This is a genomic window from Chryseobacterium lineare (genome assembly GCF_977014045.1).
The window spans coordinates 19,891-45,620 of the sequence record NZ_CDRNIQ010000001.1; the positions used below are offsets into that span (position 1 = coordinate 19,891).

Below are 25,730 nucleotides of genomic sequence, written 5' to 3' on the forward strand. Positions count from 1 at the left end.
AATTTGTTGCCTATATCTTTGTAACACAATCACCGAATCACAAAATATTATTAACGATTAAAATTTACCATCATGGCAGCAAATTCAAGAGGAATTCTAAAATTCAACGGAGGCGAAGGTCAAAAATTATTAAAGCTGAACTACAGCGTGTCAAGATCTACTGACGTATCGGGCAGAGTAGCTTCAGATCCTTCCAACGCAATCATCAAAGTAACCGTAGAAGCAACTGAAAAATCAGATATTCTGGAAAGCTTACTGAACGGAAAATACAAACCTACAACAGGTGAAATCACTTTCAACAAATCTCACGAAGAAGGCACATTAATTACTTTAAACTGGGAAAACGGTTATGTCATCCAGCACGAAGTAGATTTCGATGCCGTAGACGAAAACAGCATGCTGATCAGCTTTATCATCAGTGCTGAAACCATCGACTACGGAAATTCTAAGTTTGAAGGACTATGGCCTTCAAGCTAGAAAACTGAACGTAATTTAATATTCATATGAAAAAGACTGTCATCACGAGGCGGTCTTTTTTTACCATTATAATAGCGAAATTTGCTATGCTTAAGATAATATTATTGAATGCTTAGCGAATTGATATTTTATCCTCTCAAAAAAAACGGATATATTAGTAAAAGGTAAAAGATTCAGATCATTATGGATTAATTTTTGCTGCACTTCAGCAAAAACATAATTGGTGAGAATCTCACACCACAATAGAATATAAATTTGAAAAATACACAATGGGAGTACTAGTAACCAACGAGACCGTAAAACAGCTGTTTCATATTGCTCAGTCTATCGCTAGGGAAAATTATAATGCAACTTTTGGCGGGCCGCACATTCTTCAGGCATTAATGCATAAAGATATTGGTCTTTCAGATTTCCTGAAAAGCATTGATAAAGATCCGGGATATTTTTACGAGTGGGCAGACGTGCGAATTGAAGATTATCCTAAAACCACCCATCTTCCCGATGAGGTAAAAGAAGACGAATCGGTAGATACTATCGTTGAGGAAGCCGATGATATCCGTTTAAAGCTTGGTTTGGACGAGATTACGCCAATCTGCATCCTTACGGCTATTGTAAAGCCTCAGGTAGCTTTTTCGCTTCAGCAGCTGAAATCACTTCCTCTCAGAGAACACGAAATTTTCAATCTCTACAGAAAAGATACGCCTTACGAAAGCTTAGGAAACCAGGAATTTTCTTCCATTTTTTCAAACGGATCAGATTATTCCGATAATTCCTTTCCTTCCATTAAAAATTATTGTGTAGACCGAACGGCGCAGGCCAGAAAAGGCGAGTTGGAAAATATCATTGGCAGAGATAAAGAACTGAGAATGCTGGTAGAAATACTTTGCAGAAGAAGTAAGCCCAATGTAATTATCATCGGTGAGCCGGGAGTCGGAAAAACAGCTTTGGTAGAAGGTTTTGCTATTGAAATTACCAAAGGAAATGTTCCTGAAATGCTTAAAAACGGAACATTACTGGAGCTTGATACAGGTGCTTTATTAGCCGGAACTTCTTATAAAGGCGAAATTGAAGACCGTCTTAAAAAAGTAATTAATGAATGCAAAAAAATAGAAAAAGCCATTCTGTTTATTGATGAAATTCATACGCTCTTAGACCCGAAAGGCAGCATCGGAAATGTTGCCAATTTATTAAAACCTGAACTGGCAAGAGGTGAAATTACCGTAATCGGAGCAACCACACAGGAAGAATACAGAAAAATTATCGAGCCTGAACAGGCTTTTAACAGACGTTTTGAAGTACTTACCGTCAACGAGCCGGACGAAAAAACCTGTGTTAAAATGATCGACGTTTTGCTCGAAGGTTACAAAAAGCACCACGGAATTGAAGTAGAAAAAACAGCACTTCCCGAATGTGTACGTCTCGCAAAAAGATATTCTAAAGGCAAAAAATTACCGGATGCGGCGATCGATTTATTAGACAGGACGATGGCAGCTATTAAAATGCTTGATGAGCTTTCAGAAAAAGAACTGGAAAGCTGGAAAAACAGATATGATGAAATTCTTAAAGAAGAATTTTTTGATGATAAAGATAAAGCTGATGAATTGATCTGGACCTACAATTTGCTTAGAGACAAGATAAGCCCAATTTTATGGGGATCTCTGAGCGAACAACCTCAGATTGACAATTCAATGCCGGTAGAGCAGATTCAGAAAACAATTGAAGATACTTATGCTGAACTTTTGGAGCATGCGGCGAAGAAAAGAGAAAAGGTTGACCGTCTGGAACTGGCGGCAGTAATGGCTGCTAAAACAAATATCCCGATAGGAAAAATTCAGGCGCAGGAAAAAGAAAAGCTTCTTAATATGGAATCTCTTCTAATGAACAGAGTTGTCGGGCAGGATCATGCGTTGAAAATTCTTTCTGATGCTATTGTTGAAAACCGAAGCGGACTGAATAAACCGGGACAGCCAATCGGGTCTTTCTTCCTTTTGGGACCAACCGGAACCGGAAAAACAGAGTTGGCAAAATCAATGGCGGAGCTTCTTTTCAATGATGAGAAAGCAATGGTCCGTTTCGATATGTCAGAATTTAAAGAAGAACATTCTGCAGCACTTTTGTATGGCGCTCCCCCGGGATATGTGGGTTATGAAGAAGGAGGAATGTTGGTCAATAAAATCAGACAGCAGCCTTACACGGTGGTTTTATTTGATGAAATTGAAAAAGCACACCATTCGGTTTTTGATGTGTTTTTACAAATTATGGATGAAGGAAAAGTGCATGATAAGCTTGGGAAAGAAGGAGATTTCAGCAATGCTTTGATATTATTTACCTCAAATATCGGAAGTGAAGAAATCGTAAAACAATTTGAAGAAGGTAAAATTCCGGAATCATCATCTTTAATGCAAATTATGTCGAATTCCGGAAGATTCAGACCGGAATTCCTGGCGAGAATTACAGAGATTATTCCTTTTGCTCCGATCACCGAATCTATTGCAGAAAGAATTTTTAATATTCAGTTAAAATCGCTTCACACGTCACTGACAAGACTCGGAATTGCGCTTAAAATTTCTGATGAAGCGGTGAAAAACCTTGCATTAGGCGGCTTCAGTAGTAAATATGGAGCAAGACAGATCTCAGGAGTCATCAGATCTCAGCTCGCAAGGCCAATCTCCAAAATGATTGTTCGCGAGGAAGTAAAATCCGGGCAGATCATTCATGTAGACTGGAATACAGAAGAGGAAAAATTAAATTGGAAAGTGGAATAAATAAAACGATATACGTTAAATTTTTAATTTACGTTAATAATATATGAAACCAAATCTCAAAAATATTGTCCTTACAGGAATGTTGCTGTTGTGTTCACATTTGATGAATGCACAGTTTCTGGCGGCTTCTGATACGTCAGAAAGCAGTGTGAGACGATATAAGAGTATTATCAGCGCAAATAAGGATATTGTTGATTTCATCGAATATTCTCTTGCAGAAAAAGGTTTGCCCAAACACCTCAGAAACCTGGCCTTAATTGAATCTCATTTTAACAGAAATATTACTTCGGGAGCAGGAGCGGTAGGTGTATGGCAGTTTATGACTTCACATGCCAATCAGTACGGGCTCACCCAACAAAACCGGAACGATCTTTATAAAAGTACCAAAACAGCGGTAATCTCTCTGGCTAATTTATATAAAAAATACAATAACTGGGTGACGGTAGTAGCTGCCTACAATTGTGGCGAGGGAAATATTGCCAAAGCCATGGCGGCTGCCAATTCTTCTCAATACCATGTATTTTATAAATTTTTACCGGAAGAAACCATCAACCATGTCAAAAAATATCTGAATGCGTGCTATGCTACCGGAGAACTTCAAAATGTTTTAAGCAACTACAATTCTTCCAGAATGAATACCGTATTTTTCGTGAATGGGGGAAGCGGTAAAAATAATGAGTCACTCGCGGAAACGGATATCAATGCAGGATTTAATTTAAATGTCATTGCCGATGAGCTTGATGTAGATGTTGCCAAACTTCTATCCTGGAACCCTGGAATTTCACAGGAGCTTCAGGATAAAGGAGAAGGAATCCTGTATCTTCCGAAAGATCTTATGCCGGATTTTTTATTAAGGAAAAACAAAATTCTTTCAAGATCAATAAAAGAAAGTAATACGATTAACACCAAACAGTAAAGAACTTAGCGATAATGTTTAACCTATCCAAATCACAGGTCATATGAAAACAGAATCACCAAACATACCGAAAACCCCTTCATTCCGTCCTTCCCAGAATGCCGACGGAATTTCTGAAAATCATCATGCGGGAATTAACAGATTAGTAAAGCTTTCCCTCGTTATTGAAGGAAAAGTAATAAAATACTACAAGCATTTTAAGCTGACTCAAAGTGCGAGAAAACACCACGAATTCAGCGTAACGTTAGCACATGATGCATTGGGTGACCGCCAGACCCATACTCTCGAAGAAGCCAATAAGTTTTTGGGAAAACGTCTTACTGTTGTCATTTCGTACAAAGACATCGACAACAGCCCTGAAAGAACTTTTGTAGGAGTCATCACCGGGGTTGGATTTAGTCAGGAAAGAATGAGCCTTGGCAATATTGTTTTAACGGGCTACAGTCCGACCATTTTATTGGATGGCGCGCCTCATATTCAGAGCTTTGGCGGAACATCACCTGTGAATATGGGAATTATTGCCAATGAAGTGATTAAACAGGGCATCGATACCGGTCGTTTTGATGTAAGGGTTGATACCAATGATTATTCACAAATTATTTACAGCAGCCAATACGACGAAACGCATTATAATTATCTTGCAAGAATGGCTGAAGCCTATGGCGAGCAGTTTTACTATGACGGAGAAGTTCTTCATTTCGGTAAACTGCCTCCTCAGAATAAACCCATTAAATTAACATACGGAAGCAGCGCAAACAATATTAAAGTTGAATTAAAAGCTGTTCATACAAAACCTCAGTTTTATGGTTATAACAGCAGTAAAAATGAGAAGTTAACTTCAGGAGACACACCAATCCAGCATGTGGGAGATTTAGCCAAAACGGCTTATGCACACAACGAAAAAATTTATAAAACTCCTGCGCTTCAGATTGCCCCGATTAAAGCAACCACCCATCTTGATGTAGAATATTCGCAGAAAAGTACATCGGGAAGTCAGGCTGTCAATGTATTTTCTTTATCAGGTAATACTACAGTGCCATTTTTACATCCAGGCTGTGTTGTTGACGTTCAGATGCGGAAAATTGATACCAACGAATCTTCTTATTTTACCAGAATTATGGTGACAGAAGTTTCACACGAAGTCGACACCATTGGGCATTATACAGGAAGTTTTGAAGGAATTGCTTCCGATACGGGATTTTTGCCTAAGCCTGAGTTTAAAACCCCTAAAGCAGAACCACAAATCGCTACCGTTATCTCCAATACAGATCCGGAAGGACAGGGAAGAGTGCAGGTAAGATTTGACTGGCAAACGAACGATACTACTCATTTTATAAGAATGATGAGTCCTGATGCCGGAGGAACCGACCAAATTACTCAAAACAGAGGATATGTGGCCATTCCGGAAGTAGGCGATCAGGTGATGGTGAATTTCGTTCACAGCCATCCCGACAGGCCATTCGTCATGGGAGGAATGTTCCATGGAGGGATAGGACTTGGCGGAGGTGTGGATAACAGGGTGAAATCTATCCAGACCAGGAGCGGTCACAGAATTGTTTTTACGGAAGATGAAAGCATTATTATTACCGATAAATCAGGGAACGAAATTCATTTGGATACAACGGGAAGCAATATTACCATGACCGCTCCGGAAACGATGACGCTCAACTGTAAGAATATGAACATCAATGTTGGTGAAAATATGAATACGAATGTCGGAATGAATATTTCTGAAATTGCCGGAATGAACAGGAACAGCAGCATCGGAATGCTTAATATGATGAGCGTTGGAACTGATTTCATTACCAATGTGACGGGAGAAATGATAGAATATATTCAGGGGAATAAAGAATCGCATACCGACAAAGACAGGGTAAGCACGAGCAACGGAAAAATTACTACGCAAAGTGTAGGAAACCACGAACAGCATTCTGATAAAGAAGTACAAAACAATTCCGGAGAGAAATCTAAAAACTATTAATGCGCTATGAAACAGACATTCGTAGGAGGAAATATTTTGGAAACAACCGGAGGAAACAATCTTTCCTACGCCAAAGATGTTATTGAAAATGTCGGCAGTCAGGTTATACAGAAAGGTCAGGAAAGTGGTGTAAGCTACGGAAAACAGGGTGCTCCACCAAAAAATGAAAAAATTTACGATGTGGTCATGTTTGTGGCAGGAACAACAGATCCTGTCAACACAACAGGACTAAAACATCAAGCCAATACAGATTACTGGCAAAGCAGCAAAGACAACTTCTGGAACAAAATAAAAGCATTAAAGCCGCAATTTCTGAATCTTCATATCGAAGGAAGTTTTTTCAGCTGGTCCGGAGATAACGATACCAAAGAAAGAAATCTGGCAGCAAACAGACTGTTGGATCTGTTTTTAAGGGTTTATAAATTCTGGAAAAATCAGGAAGTTCATCTGCATCTTATCGGGCATTCGCATGGCGGAAATGTCATCAACCAGTTTACCGAGCTTATTGCGACAGATCCGAAATTTCCCAAAGCCTGGAAGGTAAAAAGCATCACTTATTTATCAACGCCATTTTTTCAGCACAAGCACCAGCTCAATCATTCTAAATTGCATAAGCAGTGTCAGATTATTAATGTACACAATGAATATGATTTAACACAACAATTGATTGCAGATTTCAGCCTAGTGAATCTTGAAGGACTCATCAAGCAGTTCCAGATGGAAAAGTTTGACAACGGAATCACAACGCTGAAAAGTGTAAATAAGGAAGCAATTACAAAATACCTTAAAGGATTTCCAACCAGGAAAACGGCAACCGCCGCATGGGCAGAAATGGCAAAAGGCTTTTTAGGGATCGGTATGATTACGACAGAATTTATTATCTATATTAATTCATTAAAACTCGAAAATTCTAACCTTACCGCAGAAAAAAATACATTTGTAAATCTTCTGAATAATTTCCTGCAATGGACCAATGATGTTCGCAGAAACTATGAAAACGGCGGAAGCTACGATAAAATAACCTGGGCGAAAAACCTGAACCTTACTCAGGGAATGAGAGTTTTAAATATCCTTTTCGACATAAGAAGCGGAGTGAATGACAGCTATATTTTGAGCTTACTGGCAAAACTATTCAGGGCTCAGGCAGGAATTACAGATACTATCGAAGTAACCTCCTGGAATCCATCAAAGCAAACCAAAAGTTTACCGCTGACACATGTTCCGATCTATGATAAAGATCCTTATCACAGCAGAAACAAGAGAAATCAGTGCAAAAACTTCATTGCAGGCGCTTCTGCTGCGGTACACAATAATAATCTGGAAGAAGTTTTAATGAGGCTGCTCAGCCAGTTTATAAAACCGGATCAACTGGCAGATTATATTGACTATATCAACTACGCTGAATTTGTTTTTACCGGAAATCTCGACGCAGAATTAAAAATATTAAGAGGAAATTTTGAGAGATATCATACACTGGTAGAAAGATATTATGCAGATCTTGTAACTCCTAAAGATGAAGCAGAAATAAAAGATATGATGCACAGACCAGGAACCGTTCCGTATCTGGCAATGGCATCTCATAGTCTCAGCCATACGCAATTCTGGCCGGAAGTAGAAGCAGGTCTGAAAAAATCTTTCAGCTCGGGCAGAAATCCGGGATATATGAAAAAGTAATATGAAAAACCAAAAAAAGCTGGCGCTGTTCAGTGTTATTGTATTTATTATATCCACGGCAGCCGCGTCGTATTGGTATATTTTATTGCATTATACCAGAGAACATGATCTTGAGAATATTTCTACCATAATTAGTCAGGTTGGTTTAGTCTCAGGAGCAATTACGACGTTCATATTCTTTATTATTAATCTGTGCATAAAGAAGATAAAAGATAAAGGATTACGGTCTTTTCTGGTAGTTATTTTAGTGATATTTTTTATTGTTTTTGTATATCATCTCACGTTAAATATGGTTTTTTACCATACGGACAGTCCTCAGTCTTTTATAGAATCCTTAATTGAATTTTGATGAGGTTTTCTGTTAATCAAGTAATAGCATTATGAAAAAAACAGCTTTTTTATTCTTCATCAGTTTATCTTTATCGGCTTTCGGGCAGTCTGTTCAGGAAATGGTAAAAGATCTGGACGGAGATTCCGTAAAAGATACGGTTCGTATTGACAGCGATTCCAAGACAATAGTATGCATGCTGTCCACCCAGAAATTTAAAAAAATAAAAAGCGGGAAAATTCAGAAACTCAACTTTGGAAATACACTTGTTGCGACGAAAAAAGGATTTGAATTCTGGAATGATTTTGACAGATCCGGCTTCAGATGTGTTTTTGAATATGATCCGAAGGCAAAAAAAATGCAGCTCGTACAGATGAGAAGAATTGATGATATTTTAAGTTATGATTACGGTGAAAAAGCTAAAGGAAAATCAAGTATTAATCTTCTTACCAACCAGTATGTTGGTGATTTCTATAAAGTCAATCATGGAAAACTACAGAAAATTCCAACGATTAAAGCAAAAATGACATTTCCAAAAACTTACCTGGAAACATTTACGGATTCTGTTTGTTTTGATTATGAAGCAAAATGCCTGGCTTTGTATAAAAAGTTTGAAATTTGATAAGTTGTTTTTTATATAGAAATCCGATAAGTTATTTTTCCTTGTCGGATTTTTTTAGGTTAAAATTAAAAAAAGAGATAGGTTAAAATAAGTTTAATTCTACCTTAAATTAATCTTACTATTTCCCTGGTTTGTGTAATTATATATTGAAAATATAGAGTGTATTTTCATTTTAAAGTGCTGTATTGTAGATGTTTGATGTAAGTTGTATTTCTTTTGTCGTAGAATTACGACATGAAATCGTAGAATTACGACAAAAAATAAAATTAATATTCCAAAGCTTTTAAAATAAAAATTTGTGATCTATCTTTGACTCAACAAATCAGACAAACCAACCAAATCACAAAATATTATTAACGATTAAAATTTACGAATCATGGCAACAAATTCAAGAGGAATTTTAAAATTCAACGGAGGCGAAGGTCAAAAATTATTAAAGCTTAACTACAGCGTTTCAAGATCCACTGACGTATCTGGTAGAGTAGCTTCAGACCCTTCAAACGCATTGATTAAAGTTACAGTGGAAGCTACTGAAAAATCAGACATTCTTGAAAGCTTACTCAACGGAAAGTACAAGCCTACAACAGGTGAAATCACTTTCAACAAATCTCACGAAGAAGGAACTCTAATCACGCTTAACTGGGAAAACGGTTATGTGATCCAGCATGAAGTAGATTTTGATGCCGTAGATGAAAACAGCATGCTGATCAGCTTTGTGGTAAGCGCTGAAACCATCGACTACGGAAATTCCAAATACGAAGGTCTGTGGCCGAGTAGCGGTAACTAATACCTACAATCATCTTAGTAAAATAAAATTGGTTACAGAATAGCTCAGCTCACCCGAGTCGCTATTCTGTTTTTTGTTTTTTTGGAATGAAATTAACCTGAATTCAGTTTAATGGTTAATTACTTATCAGCATTATATCAATCTGATAATGAATTTATTCGATTTTTGTATTGGATAAATTTCAGCATTTTTAAAATTAATATACACCATCAATCAAAATTGTAAGGCTATGTTTCAAGATGATAAAACACCGAAAGTATCTTCTGCAGGAGTACCTTCCAAGGTAGAACCTATGGGAGAAATCAGAAAAATGGCGGAAGATCAGGCGGTAAATAAAGCTACGGAAAAACTTCAGCAAAAAACAGACGGGACCGTTCAGAAAACGACACAAAAACTGGCGCAGGCACAAGCTTACACCGGAGTTGTCGCAGGAGCTTCCGGAATGCTGATGAATCAAAAATTACAGCCGAATACGCCGTCTTTAGTTGAAGATAAAGTCTGGTCCCAGCAGCCTACTTCAAAAATACATAATGCGCAGGCAATTCCTGAAAGCCAGATTTTGGGCATCAATCGTGTCGTAAAGCTGGATATTGTGGTGGAAGGAAAATCGGTAAAACATTTTAAACATTTCCAGCTGAAACAAAGTGCAACCAGACATCATGAATTCAGCTTAATGCTGGCTCACGATTCTTTGGGAAATGCAGAAAATCATAATCTTGAAGAAGCTCAAAGTTTTTTAGGAAAAAGAATCACGGTTATTTTTAAATATAAAGATGTTGAAGAGGGTCCTGAAAGAAGTTTCGTAGGCGTTATCACAGAAGTAGGCTTCAGTCAGGAAAAAGGCAGTCTGGGAAATATTGTACTTACCGGTTACAGTCCCACAGTGCTCCTTGACGCCGCTCCACACATTCAGAGTTTTGGCGGTGGCCAGGAGATAAGCCTCAACAGTATTGCAGATCAGGTTATTAAAGAAGGCCTTGGAAATGGAAAATTTGATTTCAGAGTAGATGCCCGGCATGGAAATGTGTCTTACAGTTCTCAATATGAAGAAACTCATTACAATTATCTTGCAAGGATAGCAGAAGCGTATGGCGAACAGTTCTATTATGACGGCGAAGTCCTCCATTTCGGGAAACTTCCGCCTCAGGAAAAGCCGGTGAAGCTCACCTATGGAAGCAGCGTAAGTGATGTTAAAATCAAAATGAAAGCTCAGCATGTCAATCCAAGTTTTTACGGATACAACAGCAGCAAAAATGAAAAATTAACCACAGGAAACTCCAAAATTACCCATACCTCAGATATTGCTAAACGCGCTTACGAAATTTCAGAAAAAACATTTACAACTCCTTCACTCAGAGTAGCACCCATTAAAGCTGCCTCCTTCATGGATGTGGAAACTTCACAGAAAGGAACGGCCGGCAGCAAGGCATCAGATGTATTTGTAACCTCGGGCAATACTACGGTTCCGTTTTTATACCCAGGCTGTATTGCAGACATCGAAATGCGTAAAACCGACAGCAACGAAACTTCTTTCTTTACCAAATTAATGATTACCGAAGTACGTCATGAAGTGGATGCGCGAGGATATTACACAGGAACCTTCGATGCGATTGCTTCCGATACAGGTTTTATTCCTCGTCCTGAATTTCAGTTTCCAAAAGCAGATGCCCAGTTTGCCAAAGTAATTTCCAATACAGATCCTTTAAATCAGGGAAGAGTACAGGTGCAGTTTGACTGGCAGAACGGATCAACAACTACAGAATATATCCGCGTGATGACTCCAGACGGTGGTGGCAGCGAAAAGGTAAGTAAAAACCGTGGATTTGTAGCCATTCCCGAAGTCGGGGATCAGGTGGTGGTTAATTTCGCCCATCAGCATCCGGACAGACCTTTCGTCATGGGCGGAATGTTCCATGGTGGAGTCGGTGGTGGTGGCGGTGCAGGAAATAATGTTAAAAGCCTAAGCAGTAAAAGCGGGCATATCATCAGTCTTGACGACGGTGGCGGAATGACCGTGAGAGACAAAGATCAGAATTCGGTTTTTCTTGATGGTGCGGGGAATATCAGTGTTGACAGCAAAGAAACGATTACTTTAAAATGTGGAGAAAGCTCCATTTTTATGGATAAAGCAGGAAATATTATCATTAAAGGAAAAGAAATCATGGTTCAGGGTGATAATATCGGTGTCGGTGGAACATCCAGTATAGGAATCGGAGTCGGACAGGAAGGCGGAAGCCCCACATCCGGAATCGGTATTGAAGCAACAACATTGGATGTCGGAACGACAACTCTTTCTATGGGTGCAAAAACCGAAGCAAACCTGAGCAGTAAAAAAATCAACATCGGTGGTGGAGATGAAACCAATATCGTAAGCGGAACGGTAAAACTGAATTAATCACAGACAGGACAACTGAAATATTTGTGTTTTTCACTGAAAATAAATAGTAAACTAAAGCTAATGAATCCGGTAGATTTGGAACTGGTAAAATTAAAGAGACAATGGCAGAATATCGTTAAAAATAACGTAGAAAAACCCATGCTCATTGCTTTAGGTGAAAAACATGAAACTGATCTTTTTGACGGATTTATAAAATCCAGGTTATCCGAAGATTACGATGGTGAAGATGTTTTTTTACCACATTATCAGGAGTTTAACGGAATGAGTTCTTTCGGGGAAATTTTGTTTCAGGAATGGAAAGAATATTATGAAATGCTTGAGAAAAGCGAAGAAAATATTCCGGAATGGAAACTTGCGATTTCTGAAAATCATTTCAAAACCGATGCTTATAAAGCATTTTTTCCTTTACTGGAATTAAAGAAAAAATTTTCCAATATTAAAAATTCAAAGATCTTTCTCTACATCGCTCCGGTCAGGATCAGTGAGATCGGGGAATTGTCGATATGGGTGAAAGAATGGTGTGAAATCTGCAAAAAATCAGGAAACCAAGATATTAAGCTGGTTTGGGCAGAGCATCATTTACATAAGACTTTACCGGAAAATTCTTCTGCACACGGTTTCAGGGTTGAGGTTGATATTCACCAATTGATGCAGAATACCGCAGTGCATACCAACAGAACGAAAAACAGTCCGGATACGGATTTTCAGCAACAGATTCTCACGGCAAGCAATCATCTAAGCAAAGGAAGATGTAAAGAAGCTGAATTTGCATTAAAAAATGCCGTAAAACTGGCGAAAGAGCAAAAGAATAAATCAGGAGAAATCTCAGCCTATTTCATGCTGACACAGGCTTATATGGCAGATAAGAAAAAGGAAAAGGCAGAAGATACTTATCAAAAAATATTTGAAGAAGTGGAATCAGATTCTCCTTTGGAAGTGCAAATGTATATGAATTACGGAACTCATTTGCTGGGTAATTCCAAAAAGTCGAAAGCAGAAACAGCCTTTGAAAAGGCTGCAGAAACAGCAAAGAGAATAGGAGAATATGCGATGGCTATTGAGTGTTACAGAATTATCGGAACACTGAATGATACGGCTCTTACCAGAGATAAGATGATCCGCCATTTCGAAAAATGTCTGGAAATCGCAAAATCGATGGAGCCTTCGGCAAGAGAGTCAAGCAGTCTCAAATTTGTAGCATCCATGCTGATGATAAAATATGAAAATGACACAGAAAAGAAAGATGCTTTAGATAAAGAAATGAAAAATTATTTTGGGGAAGACTGGAAAGTAAGTGTGGAAAAACCAAAATATGATTAAAATATTTTAACAGGTAAGGTCTAAAATTTTAGATCAACCAAAAACAAAATCACAAATTACAATATCATGGCAGATCAAAATAAAATTAAAAAGATTAAGGTTGCAAAGCCAGATATGAATCCGGACCGGTCATGGAAAGTGAATGCGGATGTTACTTCATTCAGCAAAGAAAAAACCACACAAGGCTGGAAAAACGGGATGAAAAATAATTTCGATTCACTCAATCCTGTTTCTATGGTGAAGTCTGTAGCCGGTAAAGACAGCGGGCAGTCACAATCATCAGTAAGTGGTGGCGGAGAAACATCCGTAACGGCAAAAAATGCAGCACCACAAAGCAAGGTGAAATTAATTAAAGTTAATACACCTGCTATTACTCCAACTGCAGTTCAGCATACGAGCAAACATTTTGATATTGTTCTGGCGATTGATATTCACTGGACTTTAATTCCGCCGCCGCCGTCATTCATGCTGATACCTTTGCCTTTGCCGCATCCGTTTGTAGGAATTGTTTTCGATGTGATGGATTATCTTACCTTCACCATACCGATACCGCAGTTTATCCGAAACATAAAACCTGATCTGCCAGAAGGAATTCCAATGGGAGGATCAATATTCGTTCACGGAAGACACAAGGCAACTACAACAACCAGTGTGATGGGCGTTTTGATTCCTTTCAGGCATATTACTTCGTTGATTCCTGTTTACATGATTCCTTTTCCGCAGGAAGCGCCGCACGAAGGAGAAGTATATTACGGTGCACAAACTGTGTTGGGACAGGGAAGTAAAATGAGCGGAAATCAGCCTCAACAGGTTCTTACCTGTATGGGATTGCCTTTCGGAATGACGATGTTGCCTGCAATGCCCGATAAACCGAAGAAAAATCCGTTGGCTTATTTTGCCTTTTATAATAATTTTTCAAGTTTATATATTCAGATCAATACAGGAGGCCCTGTGTTGGTTGGTGGAGCTTTTGTTCCGCACGTTTACACACCGGGTGAAATGTTGATGCGTTTTGCAGGTATGGCTTTGATGAGAGGTTTAACGAAAAGCCTGGGTAAAGGAGTTACGAAATTCAATCATTTTTTGCAGGGTAAATTCGGGAAAACCAATCCTATTTCGAAAGCTTTGTGTAAAGTTGGTTTAGAGCCTATAAATTTTGCATCAGGAGCGATGTTGTTTGAATGGGATGATTTTGAAATCGAAGCAGGGACATCCTTAACATGGACAAATGTTTGGTACAGCGACAGACCTTACACCAAAGGAATGCTTGGAAACGGAATTTTTAATTCTCATGATCTTTATATTGTTCCTGACGAAGAAGATGATGTTGCTGCATGGGTTCATCCCGAAGAACTGCAACCGATGCCGATTCCTGTTCCGCCAGTTGGAGAAGAATTAACCTATTATAGAAGTCAGAAAATCTGGCAGTACCATCCAAACGAAAACACCTGGATCATCAGAAAAGGAACAGATGTTTATACTTACAAACGTTTCTCTCATGTCACGGAAGGAAATATTTTTAAAGTAATTTACATCGAATATGGTGACGGAACGGTGAGAGAATACGAATATGAAGGAAGAAATATTGTTTTAAAAAGTATTAAAGATGTTAAAAGCGATTTTACCATAGAAACAACAATTCATCCTGAACTTAAAAAAATTACCGAAGTTTATTATTGTTTTAAAAATAAAAAAGAGCTGCAGGTTCGCTATACCTACGATGAACGTGGAAATCTCACACATGTCTGGGATATTCATAAAAAGGCGATCGTTTTCGAGTTTGATGATCACAACAGAGTAGTCAGACGAACCAACAGGAACGGAATGAGCTACCACTGGGAATATGATAAAAAAAGCAGGGTGGTTCATACAAAAGGCTTGGAAGGTTTTATGGAAGGATTTTTAAACTATAATGAAGATGAAGGCTATACGGAAGTTATCTATCCAAGACAAAATAATAAAACCGAAAAATATTATTACGATGAAGACTTCTTAATATATAAACAAGTCGACGGTGAAGGCGGAGAAACCTGGTACGATTATACTTCCCACAACGAATTAAAAATGATCGGAACGCCGGAAGGAAGAGTTCATGGTTATACCTATGATGAGTTTGGAAATATTAAAATTTTCCATACGCCGGACGGAGAAGAATATCATTATCAGTATAATGAATTCGGACAGATTACTGCGCGCTTTTCCCCTGCAGGAATTTCAGAAATTTGGAATTATGATGAAGAAGGAAGGCTGATAAGTTATACTGATCCTACAGAAGAAACATTGAGCTATCAATATGAAAATGACGAAAAACTTCCTGAAAGCAGCAAAAAACAAAATATTGAAACGCGTTACGAGTACAATGACAGAAACCAGATCATAAGGCTTACGAATAATATTGGTGCCGAACAATACTGGAAGTATGATGATTATGGAAGACTTTTAATTTTTAGCCCGAAACCTTTAAACAGAACCGTCTGGAACCGCGATAAAATGGGACGTGTCGTTGAGGTGAACGAACCCGGACAATTACCGCTGAGACTTCGCTACGATGCTTACGATCTTCCGGTTTACGCTACAGACGGAAGAGCAGAATGGCTCATGAGTTACACGCCAATGGGAAGCCTGAAACGGCAGGTTCGAAGAAATGCTTTGACCTTTAAAAAAGAAGAAACTTTAATTTTCGGCTACAATGCTTATGAAAATTTAATGAGCATCACCAACGAAAAAGGAGAAATATACCATTTTGAAAGGAACAACAATGATGAGATCATCGGGGAAACCGGTTTCGACGGACAACAGAAATTCTTCGTAAGAGATAAGGACGGACTGGTAACTCAAACCCGAAATTCGCACGGAAAAAATATATTTTATGAATACGATTTAGGAGGAAGATTAACACAGGCACACTATCCCGACGGAACTTGGGAAGCCTATCAGTACGACACTTCAGGATTGCTGATAAGAGCAGATAATGCAAACAGCAGCGTAGTTTTTCAACGGAACAAATTAGGATTGGTGACCAGTGAAAAACAGGGCGAACATTCCATTAATTATGAGTATGATGATCAGGGAAATCTGATAAGCTTAAAAAGCAGTCTGGGCGCTGAAATAGACTATGCTTACAATGATATCGGTCAGCTTAAAAGAGTAACAGCAGCTGCAAAAGATATTCATCAGCCTTGGCAAATGAGTTTAGGCATTGGTCAGGACGGTCAGATATTCTCCCGTGAAATGACAGGAGGTGTAGAAAGTATATTTGAATTTGATCATTCCGGAATGCCGGTAAGCCAGAAAGTAATGGTCAATAAAACCCAAATGGCTTTTCATAAAGAGTATCAGTGGGGATCAGGTAGTCGTTTGATGCAGGTTTTGGATCGCGTAACAGGAGGCAGAACAAGATTCGATTATGATGCTTTCGGAAGTCTGGTGGTTGCAGAATATCCGAATGGAGAAATTCAGTACAAAAATCCGGATGCAACGGGCTGTTTATACGAAAGCACCAAACAAACCGACCGTATTTACGATAAAGGCGGAAAATTGATGCGCGACAAAAACTGGTTTTACCATTATGATGAAGAAGGAAATTTATTGTTAAAAAGTAAAAGACCTGTTAATAATGTAAGATCAGATAAGAAAGATAAACAAGAAAATACACATCCTTATTATAAATCCATAGCAGAAGATTGGCTTAATAAGCCTAAGCACAACGAAAATAATTTACCGGACGTTCGTGAAAATTCTCCGGAACAAATTCAAAATCCTGAATGGGAACCCGGCGACTGGGCCTATTCCTGGAATGCCAATGGAATGCTGGCCAAAGTAAAACGTCCCGACGGGAAAGAAATAAGCTTTGAGTACGATGCGCTGGGAAGAAGAATTTCAAAAATTGGAAACAAGAAAATAACTCGGTATATTTGGGATGGCAACGTTCTTTTACATGAATGGAGTTATGATATAGATGATGAACCGAAAACTTCAGTCAATGATGATGGAAATTTTATTGTTGAGAAGGAGAAGGTTGAGAATGTTGTGACGTGGGTGTATGAGAAAGGTGAATATGTTCCGTGTGCTAAAATTATTGACGGAAAAAAATTCAGTATTATTAGTGATTATTTGGGAAGACCTTCTCAGTCTTTTGATGAAAATGGCAATTTGCTTTGGTCTGCAGAATATGATATATTTGGAATATCAAGCAATTTAAAAGGAGAAAAGAATTTTATTCCTTTCAGGCAGTTGGGGCAATATGAAGATGAAGAATTGGGAGGTATTTATTATAACCGATTTAGATATTACGATAGTGAGCAGGGAAGTTATATTTCTAAAGATCCGATTGGTTTAAAAGGAAATAATCCCAATTTATATGCATTTGTTTTTAATAGTAATACCTGGACAGATATTTTTGGTTTAAATCCTAGGAATTTACCTGGTATTGCTACAGGAAACGGAGTAAATACAGGTGCTGGAAAATGGCTAAAAGGTACGCATGGTAATGCAGGATTATTTCCTAAAGAAATTGCCGATAATTTAAGAGGAAAAACATTTAAGTCGTTTGATGATTTTAGAGAGGCATTTTGGCAAGAAGTGAGCAATCATCCGCAATTATCAAAACAGTTTAGTAAATCCAATATTACCAGAATGAAAGGAGGAAACGCTCCAATAGCACATGCAACACAGTGGGATGGGAAAGTAGGATCATATGTTTTACATCATAAAACTCCAATTCATGCTGGAGGAGGAGTATTTGATATGGATAATCTCATGATTCTTACACCACGTTATCATAAAGAAGTTTTGGATCCCGATTATCATTACAAAAAAGGATCATATCATTAAATAAATTTATTATGAATAAAGAAGAATTAATTCAGCTGGCAAAAGATATAATGAATGCCATTGGAAAGACTGAAGAAGAAAATGACGCAATGTTACAGAGGTTTTTGGATAATGTTCCTGATCCCAACGCATCTGATCTTTTCTTTTCCCAAGACTACGAAGATTTAACTGCTGAAGAAATTGTTGAAAAAGCTCTTTCTTATAAATCTATTCAATTGTAGAACATAAATATTGAATATCATTAACATTCTTTCCACAAAAGTTAATAAATGTTATAAAATATCACCCAAGCTCAAAATTTATTATCTTTAATATCATTTAAAAATAATAAAGTATGGAAGCGTACAATTTTGAAACGGCGATTAAACCCTTTTTTTGGGTGGCCTCAGAAAAGACTTTTTCAGTATGTTTAAATGCAGGAACCTACAAACCTGAAATTTTCGAATGGCGGAAAGATGAAGGCTTCGAAGGCAATGGTTACGATTGGGCGTCACTCGCGAAGATTTTCGTGGAAGAAAAAAGACCCGACCTGGCAGATGAGATCAAATTCGATCCGGAAGCAGATATGTTCTGCGCCTATTCCGAGAATCCTGAACACCTAAAGGACTTCATTACCGAATTCAAAAAAACCTGTGAAGACGAAATTCAGATCCAGGATCTCTTCCTCAAAGCAGAAATAGATTAACCATAAAAGGCCTCGATGAGGTCTTTTTTAATATATATCTTTAACAGTAAGATTTAAAAATCCGATATCAAATGGGTTTGTACATTCCTTTCAATCATCAAAATTATTTGCATACATCCCGAATAAATTCAATAAGTTTGCAACAGCTTTTCCTAAAAATACGACCATGTCTGGAAACATTCTCATCATCGATGACGAGATCAAACTCCTGAAACTCTTAGGAATGATCCTCTCCCAGGAAAATTTTACTGTAAAAGAAGCGTCTACCGCAAGATCGGCGATGAATATGCTTGAGCAGTACGAATTCGATGTCGTGTTAAGCGATGTCAGGCTTCCGGATGCCTTCGGTGTCGATCTGGTAAAGACGATCAAGACTAAATATCCCCATCTGGAAATTATTCTCATGACTGCCTTCGGGAACATTACGGATGCCGTTCAGGCTATGAAAAATGGGGCGTATGATTATCTGGTTAAAGGGGACGATAATGAGAAAATTATCCCGCTCGTGTACAAAGCATTGGAAAAAGCCAAAGATAATGCAACAAGGAAAGCCCAGAAAAATACGGTTCAGAAAGGTTTTGAAGCTATTATCGGAACTTCACCGCTTATTCTCCAGGCTAAAAAACTTGCAGAAAAGGTGGCCATTACCGATGCTACAGTTCTGCTGACGGGCGAAACAGGAACCGGCAAAGAAGTTTTTGCCAACGCCATTCATCACAGCAGTGACCGTAAAAAGAATAATTTTGTTGCGATCAACTGTTCGGCATTTAGTAAAGAAATACTGGAAAGCGAACTTTTCGGATATAAAGCAGGGGCATTTACGGGAGCGGCAAAAGATAAAAAAGGATTGATAGAAGAAGCCAATAACGGTACTTTGTTCCTGGATGAAATTGGTGAAATGCCGATTGAACTTCAGGCCAAGTTACTCAGAGTTCTTGAAACCAAAGAATTCATCAAAATGGGTGAAACAAAAATTTCAAAATCAGATTTCCGACTGATTGCCGCAACCAACCGCGACCTTGAAGAAGAAATCAGACAGGGAAATTTCCGTGAAGATCTTTATTTTAGGCTGAATATTTTTGAAATCAGGCTTCCTGCGCTTCGTGAAAGAAAAGAAGACCTGAAGGCTTTGGCTAAAAATTTTATTGCCGTTTTCTCCCAAAAACTACATATTTCCGATATTCAGGTGGCTCCGGATTATTTTAAAGCTTTAGAAAAAAACGACTGGAAAGGAAACATCCGCGAACTGCGAAATACGGTGGAACGAAGCCTGATCCTGATGAATGACCATATCCTTGATGCAGAAATTCTGCCTCATTATAGCGAAAAAAATTCGTCAGAAAAAGATTCTTTAAGTATAAAATCCCTTGAAAAAGAACACATCCAGAAAGTTCTACAATACACGAAAGGCAACAAAGCAGAGGCCGCAAGATTGCTGGAAATCGGCATCGCAACATTATACCGTAAGCTTGAGGAATACAGCTTAAGATAAATTTCACATATTATTTCAAAAAGATTCGGCATTGAGGTAAAAAGGCTGAATGACGAGTGTAAAAGGTTCAACGGTGAGCCTAAAAGCTTCAACGACCAGGCAAAAAGGCTCGTCAACGAGTATAAAAGATTCAACGACGAGTATAAAAGGTTCAAAAATCAACCTAAAAGGGTCAAAAACCAGCCTAAAAGGTTCAAATTTGAGACAAAAAGGGTGGTTTTAAAATATTAAATAATCAGATTACATTCATTAAGATCTCCTGTTAATCCTTCCCATATTTCAACATAAAAAGAACACTTTTTCTTATATTTGTTCCTTATGGATACTATGGACGCAACACAGGATAAAAGATTATTTCTCATCGATGCTTATGCAATGATTTTCAGAGGCTATTACGCACTGATCAGGAATCCGAGGCTTACCAGTAAAGGCCTGGATACTTCTGCTATTTTCGGATTTACCAATTCCCTGATCGAACTGATCAGAAGGGAAAAACCGACTCATCTGGCAGTGGTTTTTGATGTGGGCGAAGCAAGTATCAGAACGGGAGATTTTTCAGAATATAAAGCCAACAGAAGCGAAACGCCTGAAGCGATCAAGAATGCGATCCCGTACATTCACAGAATTCTGCAGGCCATGCATATTCCTATTTTAGGCGTTCCGGGTTACGAAGCAGATGACGTTATCGGAACAATTGCCTGCAAAGCGGAAAAAGAAGGTTATACTACGTTCATGGTAACTCCGGATAAAGATTTTGCACAACTCGTTACCGATAAAATTAAAATCTATAAACCCGGTCTGAAAGGTGGAGATATTGAAATTTTAGGCGTAGAAGAAGTTAAGGCCAAATATGAAATTGAAGATCCCAAGCAGGTCATTGATTTCCTGGCGATGATGGGCGATTCTGTCGACAATATTCCCGGGCTTGAAGGGGTGGGTGAAAAAACAGCCATGAAATTCCTGAAAGAATTCGGAAATATTGAAACTCTCTTGGCCAACACAGACAAACTGAAAGGTAAACTAAAAGAAAAAGTGGAAGCTTCAGCGGAACGGGGAATTTTGTCTAAAAAGCTGGCGACCATTATTTGTGATGCGCCGGTCGAATTCCACCAGGAGCAATACGATCTTGAGACACCCGATTTTGAAAAAGTAAAGGAGGTTTTTGACGAAATAGAATTCAGAAGACTCTATGAAAATCTTTACCGTGCGTTTGCTCCTTCAACTACTGGAGCTGTTGTGGTTGCCGAAGTGGATATCACCATTGCCGAAACCCCACAGCAGAAAGTCGCGCAGGCAGTAGGACAGCTTGATCTTTTTGCTACGTATGAAGAGTTGGATCAGGCCACTTCCACCAAATCGACCATCGAACAGAACGATCATCTGTATCAGTTTATTGATAATCCTAAAGCCCAAAAGATCCTTGTCCAAAATCTTCTGAAGCGGAAAGTCGTGTGTTTCGATACCGAAACCACTTCTCTGAACGAACTGGAAGCCGAGCTTGTGGGAATGAGTTTCAGTTATAAAAAAGGACTGGCCTACTACATTCCTCTATCGGAAGATCAGGGTAAAGTGCTTCAGACCCTGGAAATTTTCAGGCCGTTCTTCGAAAAAGAAGACCTTGTGAAAGTAGCGCATAATTTAAAATTTGATTATAAAATTCTTAAAAAATATAATATCACCGTAAAAGGCGCCATGTTCGATACGATGATCGCCCATTATCTTTTAAACCCAGACGGCAGACACGGGATGGATTATCTTTCTGAAATGTATCTGGGGTACAAACCTGTTTCCATCGAAACCATTATCGGAAAAAAAGGTAAAAACCAGGGTAATTTCAGGGATGCTGATCTCAGAACTCAAACGGATTATGCTGCGGAAGATGCTGATGTTACCTTTCAGTTGTATGAACTTTTTGCGCCACAGTTAAAAAAAGAAAACTTAGAAGATTTGTTCTTCAGTATAGAAATGCCTCTCATGGAAGTATTGGCTAAAATGGAACTGGCCGGAATTTCTCTTGATGAAAAATGGCTTGCCCAGGAAAGTATTGATCTGGAAAACGATCTGAAACAACTGGAAGCCAAAATTTTCGAACTTTCTGGAGAGGAATTTAACGTCAATTCACCCAAGCAGCTTGGAGATATTCTTTTTGAAAAACTTCAGCTTGATCCGAAAGCCAAGAAAACCAAAACAGGACAGTACGCCACTTCGGAAGATATTCTCCAAAAGCTGGCTTCCAAACATGAGATCATTCAGCATATTCTTGAATACAGGACGTATCAGAAATTAAAATCAACCTATGTGGATGCATTGCCATCACAGATTGAAAAAACGGATAATCGTGTTCATACCAATTTCTCACAGACAACAGCAGCAACCGGACGTCTGGCAAGTGTAAATCCAAATCTTCAGAACATTCCGATCCGAACGTTGAGAGGTCAGCAGATCCGTGGAGCATTTGTCTCCGGAGAAGGGAAAAAGATCATTTCTGCCGATTATTCACAAATTGAGCTGCGTCTGATCGCCGAAATTTCCGGGGAAGATAATATGATCAAAGCTTTTCAGAACGGGGAAGATATTCACGCTTCTACAGCGGCAAGACTATTTGATATTCCGCTTGAAGAGGTTTCGAAAATCCAGCGAAGCCAGGCTAAAACCGTAAACTTCGGAATTTTATACGGACAGGGAGCATTTGCCCTTGCCGAGCAGACCGGATTATCCAGAAGCGAGGCTAAACAGATGATCGATGCCTATTATGCTACCTATCCGAAACTGAAGGAATATATGGCAGAGCAGGTAAAAAGAGCTCGTGAAATCGGTTATGTGGAAACCATTTTGGGAAGAAAACGTCATTTAAAGGATATCAATTCCAATAATTTCGTAGTTCGCGGTCATGCTGAAAGAAATGCCGTGAATGCCCCGATTCAGGGAAGTGCCGCCGATGTGGTGAAAATGGCGATGATTAAAATTCAAAAAGAATTGGAAAAGGAAAAGCTACAGACCAGAATGCTGTTGCAGGTACACGACGAATTGGTTTTTGAATCGCCGATCGATGAAGTCGAAGTTGCGACCAACATTATTAAAACCGAAATGGAAAATGCCATTGAAACAGAAGTTCCGTTATTGGTAGAAGTAGGGGTTGGTAATAACTGGCTGGAAGCGCATTAAATATTTTAAATCATACGGATGCTTCGACAAGCTCAGCATGACATCGTTACAAATTCACTGTTAAAATTATTGCAGTTGGTATTAGGGTTGTCATGCTGAGCCTGTCGAAGCATTTTTATTTATCTCTAGTTGATAGTAGATCTTTTTATTTTATTGCGTTATTGATTTCCCTATTCATTTTTTCTTCCCAGCCTTTTCCGTTTCTTTTTTCGAGGTAAGGTTTTACGGTTTCTTCATATTTTTGTTGTCCTTCAATATCAATGAGATCGACGTAGCCTGTACATTTAGAAACCATAATTTTAAACTTAAGATAAAGCTAAGGTAAAAAATGCGGCAAACATTATTCCGCTGATCAGCAAAATAAAAATCGCAAATTTTTTAATGTCTTCCAGATCTCTGCCCTCTTTTAGAATAAGTTTTCTGAATCCACCGGAAACGAGCGTCATCAAAGCCATCAGGAAAAGTAAACCTAACGCGCTGCAAACTCCGAATCCAAATGGTCTACCGGAATCTTTCTGTAAGAAAAAAGGAACAAAATCATATAAAAGAAGACCGTTCCAAAGCAAAATAAAGACAACTGGCAGAAAAGGCTTCAATGGAAATCCGCCCTGTCTTTGCTGACGGATGATCTCCTGATCTTTCTCAGTTAAAGGAAAGTTGGCTTTTTCCAAAAATCCGGTCTGTTTAATCTCGCTGATCACAAACTGAGGATCTTTCATTGTCCAGAAAATCACATTCTGTTTGTAATTGTCTACTCTGTGTAAAATTTTAATCCCTTGCCCGATAAGAGGAATGGCAGAGTAAGGTTTAATCATAATAATATCCTGTGGCTGAAAAATAAGACTGCCGACAAGCGAAGCATTTATTTTCAGGATATTTTCATCTACGTAAAGATCTGCAAAAGGATAGGTAGCGTTGGCTCTTCCGATTCTCGCGCCACCAGTGAGCTTGAATTGTTTCATGGTTAGTTGTTACTTTGTAATTCTAATAATAGCCAATTATCAGTAGGTTTTTCCATAATGATATTATAGTCTTTTAACTGCTGCAAATGAAGTAATTCCGCCTGTTGCTATAGAAACGTATTCAATTTAAATGTTTTAAAATTAATTTATGCAGAATACTCAATCTCACCCACATACGTCAGCGAAAAAAAGTCATTTTCCACGGAAACCGGTTTCGGAACCTGACCTTTATTCAGGAAAATAATGGCATTGACTTCAAACTTAAGATTGATCTCATTGAGCCTGTTGACGAGGATCGGAAGCCATTGTTCGGCAAAAGAATATTCCGCAAACTTTTCATAGATTGTTCTGTTTCCGCCTTCAAAACCGTATTCTACAAAATCGTGATCAAGCCAAACTGTATCCTGTGATTCCGCGAATTTTGAAATATGGATGTCATCAGATTCTTCAAGGAGATAATAGTTTTCGTCTTCCTCTACAAAATCATAAAAATCCTCTTCACTGTTGAAATTTCCTACCCAAAAATCTAATATATCTGTGTTCATTATTAACTTTTTTTTAAAAGCCAAAGGTAAAATAATATTGTCAAGTATCAGAATGCGGGTAGTCTTTTTTCCAACCTCAATAGATCTTCTCACGCCGTCAATCCAACCGAAGCATAAAGCCTGATCCACCGATTCCGGTCAGGTCATGAACGGTTTTCCGGATCCGACTTCATAAAACCTACCAGCAGTTCTTTTTCTGTCTGATGGTTTTCTTCAAGCCATTGACGGAATTCCTTTGGTATAGGGAAGAAGGTTGGTTTCATTTTTCTACAATATAAGTATTACTATTTTTCAAATATGAATTTAGGATTATGATTAATTTTTTAGTTTTAACATTTAATAGATTAGATTGTATTGCATATTGCACATTTTCAAATTGCGGGAAAATAGTTTTGACAATTTTATTTTTTTTCAGCTTTGCATTTTTCATCACAATATTTATTTGATGTGTCTTAATTCCTCTATGAGAAGTTGAACTTATAAAGAAACTTTCTATATCCTCAAGAGGTATCAATACTTTTTTTCTGAGAGGATCGAAAATAATAATTTCATTATCATTAATAGTAAGCAATGGTTTTCTACGAAAAAAAAGGATTATAGAATATATAATACCAAAAGAAAAAATTATAAATACAAAATGACTCATCATTATTATAAAATAACTTTTATACTTAAGTTCTTCATAGGAATAAATAAAAAAGTAAACAAAAACAAAGGATATAATGAGTAGAATTATACTTTTTATTTTGCTTGAATAGAAATGGATTTCATTCATGATAT

General features: G+C 38.1%; 19 protein-coding genes. 15 read left to right on the top strand and 4 right to left on the bottom strand.

Annotated features, from left to right (window positions below; translation table 11 throughout):
- The first annotated feature begins 72 nt into the window (after positions 1-72).
- The 15 genes from tssD (ACWNCI_RS00090) to polA all read left to right on the top strand — a co-directional run bounded on the left by tssD (ACWNCI_RS00090) (position 73) and on the right by polA (position 23,443).
- The gene (gene tssD / locus ACWNCI_RS00090) at positions 73-477 is read left to right on the top strand and encodes a type VI secretion system tube protein TssD (protein ID WP_449386671.1); all 405 of its coding nucleotides are present in this window, start codon (positions 73-75) and stop codon (positions 475-477) included.
- 269 nt (positions 478-746) lie between these two features.
- Entirely contained in the window at positions 747-3,242 is a 2,496-nt protein-coding gene (locus ACWNCI_RS00095; RefSeq protein ID WP_449386672.1) for an ATP-dependent Clp protease ATP-binding subunit, read from the top strand.
- Between the two features lie 43 nt (positions 3,243-3,285).
- A complete protein-coding gene (locus tag ACWNCI_RS00100; RefSeq protein ID WP_449386673.1) occupies positions 3,286-4,158 on the top strand; it encodes a lytic transglycosylase domain-containing protein in 873 nt (290 codons plus the stop codon).
- A gap of 43 nt (positions 4,159-4,201) precedes the next feature.
- Entirely contained in the window at positions 4,202-6,139 is a 1,938-nt protein-coding gene (locus tag ACWNCI_RS00105) for a type VI secretion system Vgr family protein (protein ID WP_449386674.1), read from the top strand.
- A 6-nt stretch (positions 6,140-6,145) separates the two neighbouring features.
- Positions 6,146-7,813 (top strand): hypothetical protein, encoded by a 1,668-nt coding sequence (locus ACWNCI_RS00110; RefSeq protein ID WP_449386675.1) that lies wholly within the window; start codon positions 6,146-6,148, stop codon positions 7,811-7,813.
- A 1-nt stretch (position 7,814) separates the two neighbouring features.
- Positions 7,815-8,162 (top strand): hypothetical protein, encoded by a 348-nt coding sequence (locus tag ACWNCI_RS00115; protein WP_449386676.1) that lies wholly within the window; start codon positions 7,815-7,817, stop codon positions 8,160-8,162.
- Positions 8,163-8,193: 31 nt separating this feature from the next.
- The gene (locus ACWNCI_RS00120) at positions 8,194-8,763 is read left to right on the top strand and encodes a hypothetical protein (protein ID WP_449386677.1); all 570 of its coding nucleotides are present in this window, start codon (positions 8,194-8,196) and stop codon (positions 8,761-8,763) included.
- Between the two features lie 376 nt (positions 8,764-9,139).
- Complete coding sequence (gene tssD, locus ACWNCI_RS00125) at positions 9,140-9,550, top strand: type VI secretion system tube protein TssD (protein WP_029296847.1); 411 nt, start codon at positions 9,140-9,142, stop codon at positions 9,548-9,550.
- 229 nt (positions 9,551-9,779) lie between these two features.
- The gene (locus tag ACWNCI_RS00130) at positions 9,780-11,945 is read left to right on the top strand and encodes a type VI secretion system Vgr family protein (RefSeq protein WP_449386678.1); all 2,166 of its coding nucleotides are present in this window, start codon (positions 9,780-9,782) and stop codon (positions 11,943-11,945) included.
- A 63-nt stretch (positions 11,946-12,008) separates the two neighbouring features.
- Positions 12,009-13,268, top strand: coding sequence for a tetratricopeptide repeat protein (locus tag ACWNCI_RS00135; protein ID WP_449386679.1), 1,260 nt, complete (start codon positions 12,009-12,011; stop codon positions 13,266-13,268).
- 66 nt (positions 13,269-13,334) lie between these two features.
- Positions 13,335-18,101 carry an RHS repeat-associated core domain-containing protein gene (locus ACWNCI_RS00140; protein WP_449386680.1) on the top strand — a complete coding sequence of 1,589 codons (4,767 nt, stop codon included), beginning with the start codon at positions 13,335-13,337 and terminating at the stop codon, positions 18,099-18,101.
- Between the two features lie 11 nt (positions 18,102-18,112).
- Positions 18,113-18,322: a hypothetical protein gene (locus ACWNCI_RS00145; RefSeq protein ID WP_449386681.1), complete on the top strand. Its 210-nt coding sequence runs from the start codon at positions 18,113-18,115 to the stop codon at positions 18,320-18,322.
- Between the two features lie 113 nt (positions 18,323-18,435).
- A complete protein-coding gene (locus ACWNCI_RS00150; RefSeq protein ID WP_346986254.1) occupies positions 18,436-18,786 on the top strand; it encodes an immunity 51 family protein in 351 nt (116 codons plus the stop codon).
- A 166-nt stretch (positions 18,787-18,952) separates the two neighbouring features.
- Positions 18,953-20,278 carry a sigma-54-dependent transcriptional regulator gene (locus tag ACWNCI_RS00155; RefSeq protein WP_449386682.1) on the top strand — a complete coding sequence of 442 codons (1,326 nt, stop codon included), beginning with the start codon at positions 18,953-18,955 and terminating at the stop codon, positions 20,276-20,278.
- 327 nt (positions 20,279-20,605) lie between these two features.
- Positions 20,606-23,443: a DNA polymerase I gene (polA, locus tag ACWNCI_RS00160; protein WP_449389472.1), complete on the top strand. Its 2,838-nt coding sequence runs from the start codon at positions 20,606-20,608 to the stop codon at positions 23,441-23,443.
- Positions 23,444-23,588: 145 nt separating this feature from the next.
- Here polA and ACWNCI_RS00165 read toward each other — a convergent pair whose 3' ends face one another.
- The 4 genes from ACWNCI_RS00165 to ACWNCI_RS00180 all read right to left on the bottom strand — a co-directional run bounded on the left by ACWNCI_RS00165 (position 23,589) and on the right by ACWNCI_RS00180 (position 25,725).
- Positions 23,589-23,738, bottom strand: coding sequence for an FEKKY domain-containing protein (locus ACWNCI_RS00165; RefSeq protein ID WP_346986252.1), 150 nt, complete (start codon positions 23,736-23,738; stop codon positions 23,589-23,591).
- Between the two features lie 10 nt (positions 23,739-23,748).
- Positions 23,749-24,405: a hypothetical protein gene (locus ACWNCI_RS00170; RefSeq protein WP_449386683.1), complete on the bottom strand. Its 657-nt coding sequence runs from the start codon at positions 24,403-24,405 to the stop codon at positions 23,749-23,751.
- Between the two features lie 146 nt (positions 24,406-24,551).
- Positions 24,552-24,950, bottom strand: coding sequence for an immunity 22 family protein (locus ACWNCI_RS00175; RefSeq protein ID WP_346986250.1), 399 nt, complete (start codon positions 24,948-24,950; stop codon positions 24,552-24,554).
- Between the two features lie 259 nt (positions 24,951-25,209).
- Positions 25,210-25,725, bottom strand: a complete 516-nt coding sequence (locus ACWNCI_RS00180; protein ID WP_449386684.1) for an STM3941 family protein — start codon at positions 25,723-25,725, stop codon at positions 25,210-25,212.
- Positions 25,726-25,730 lie beyond the last annotated feature (5 nt).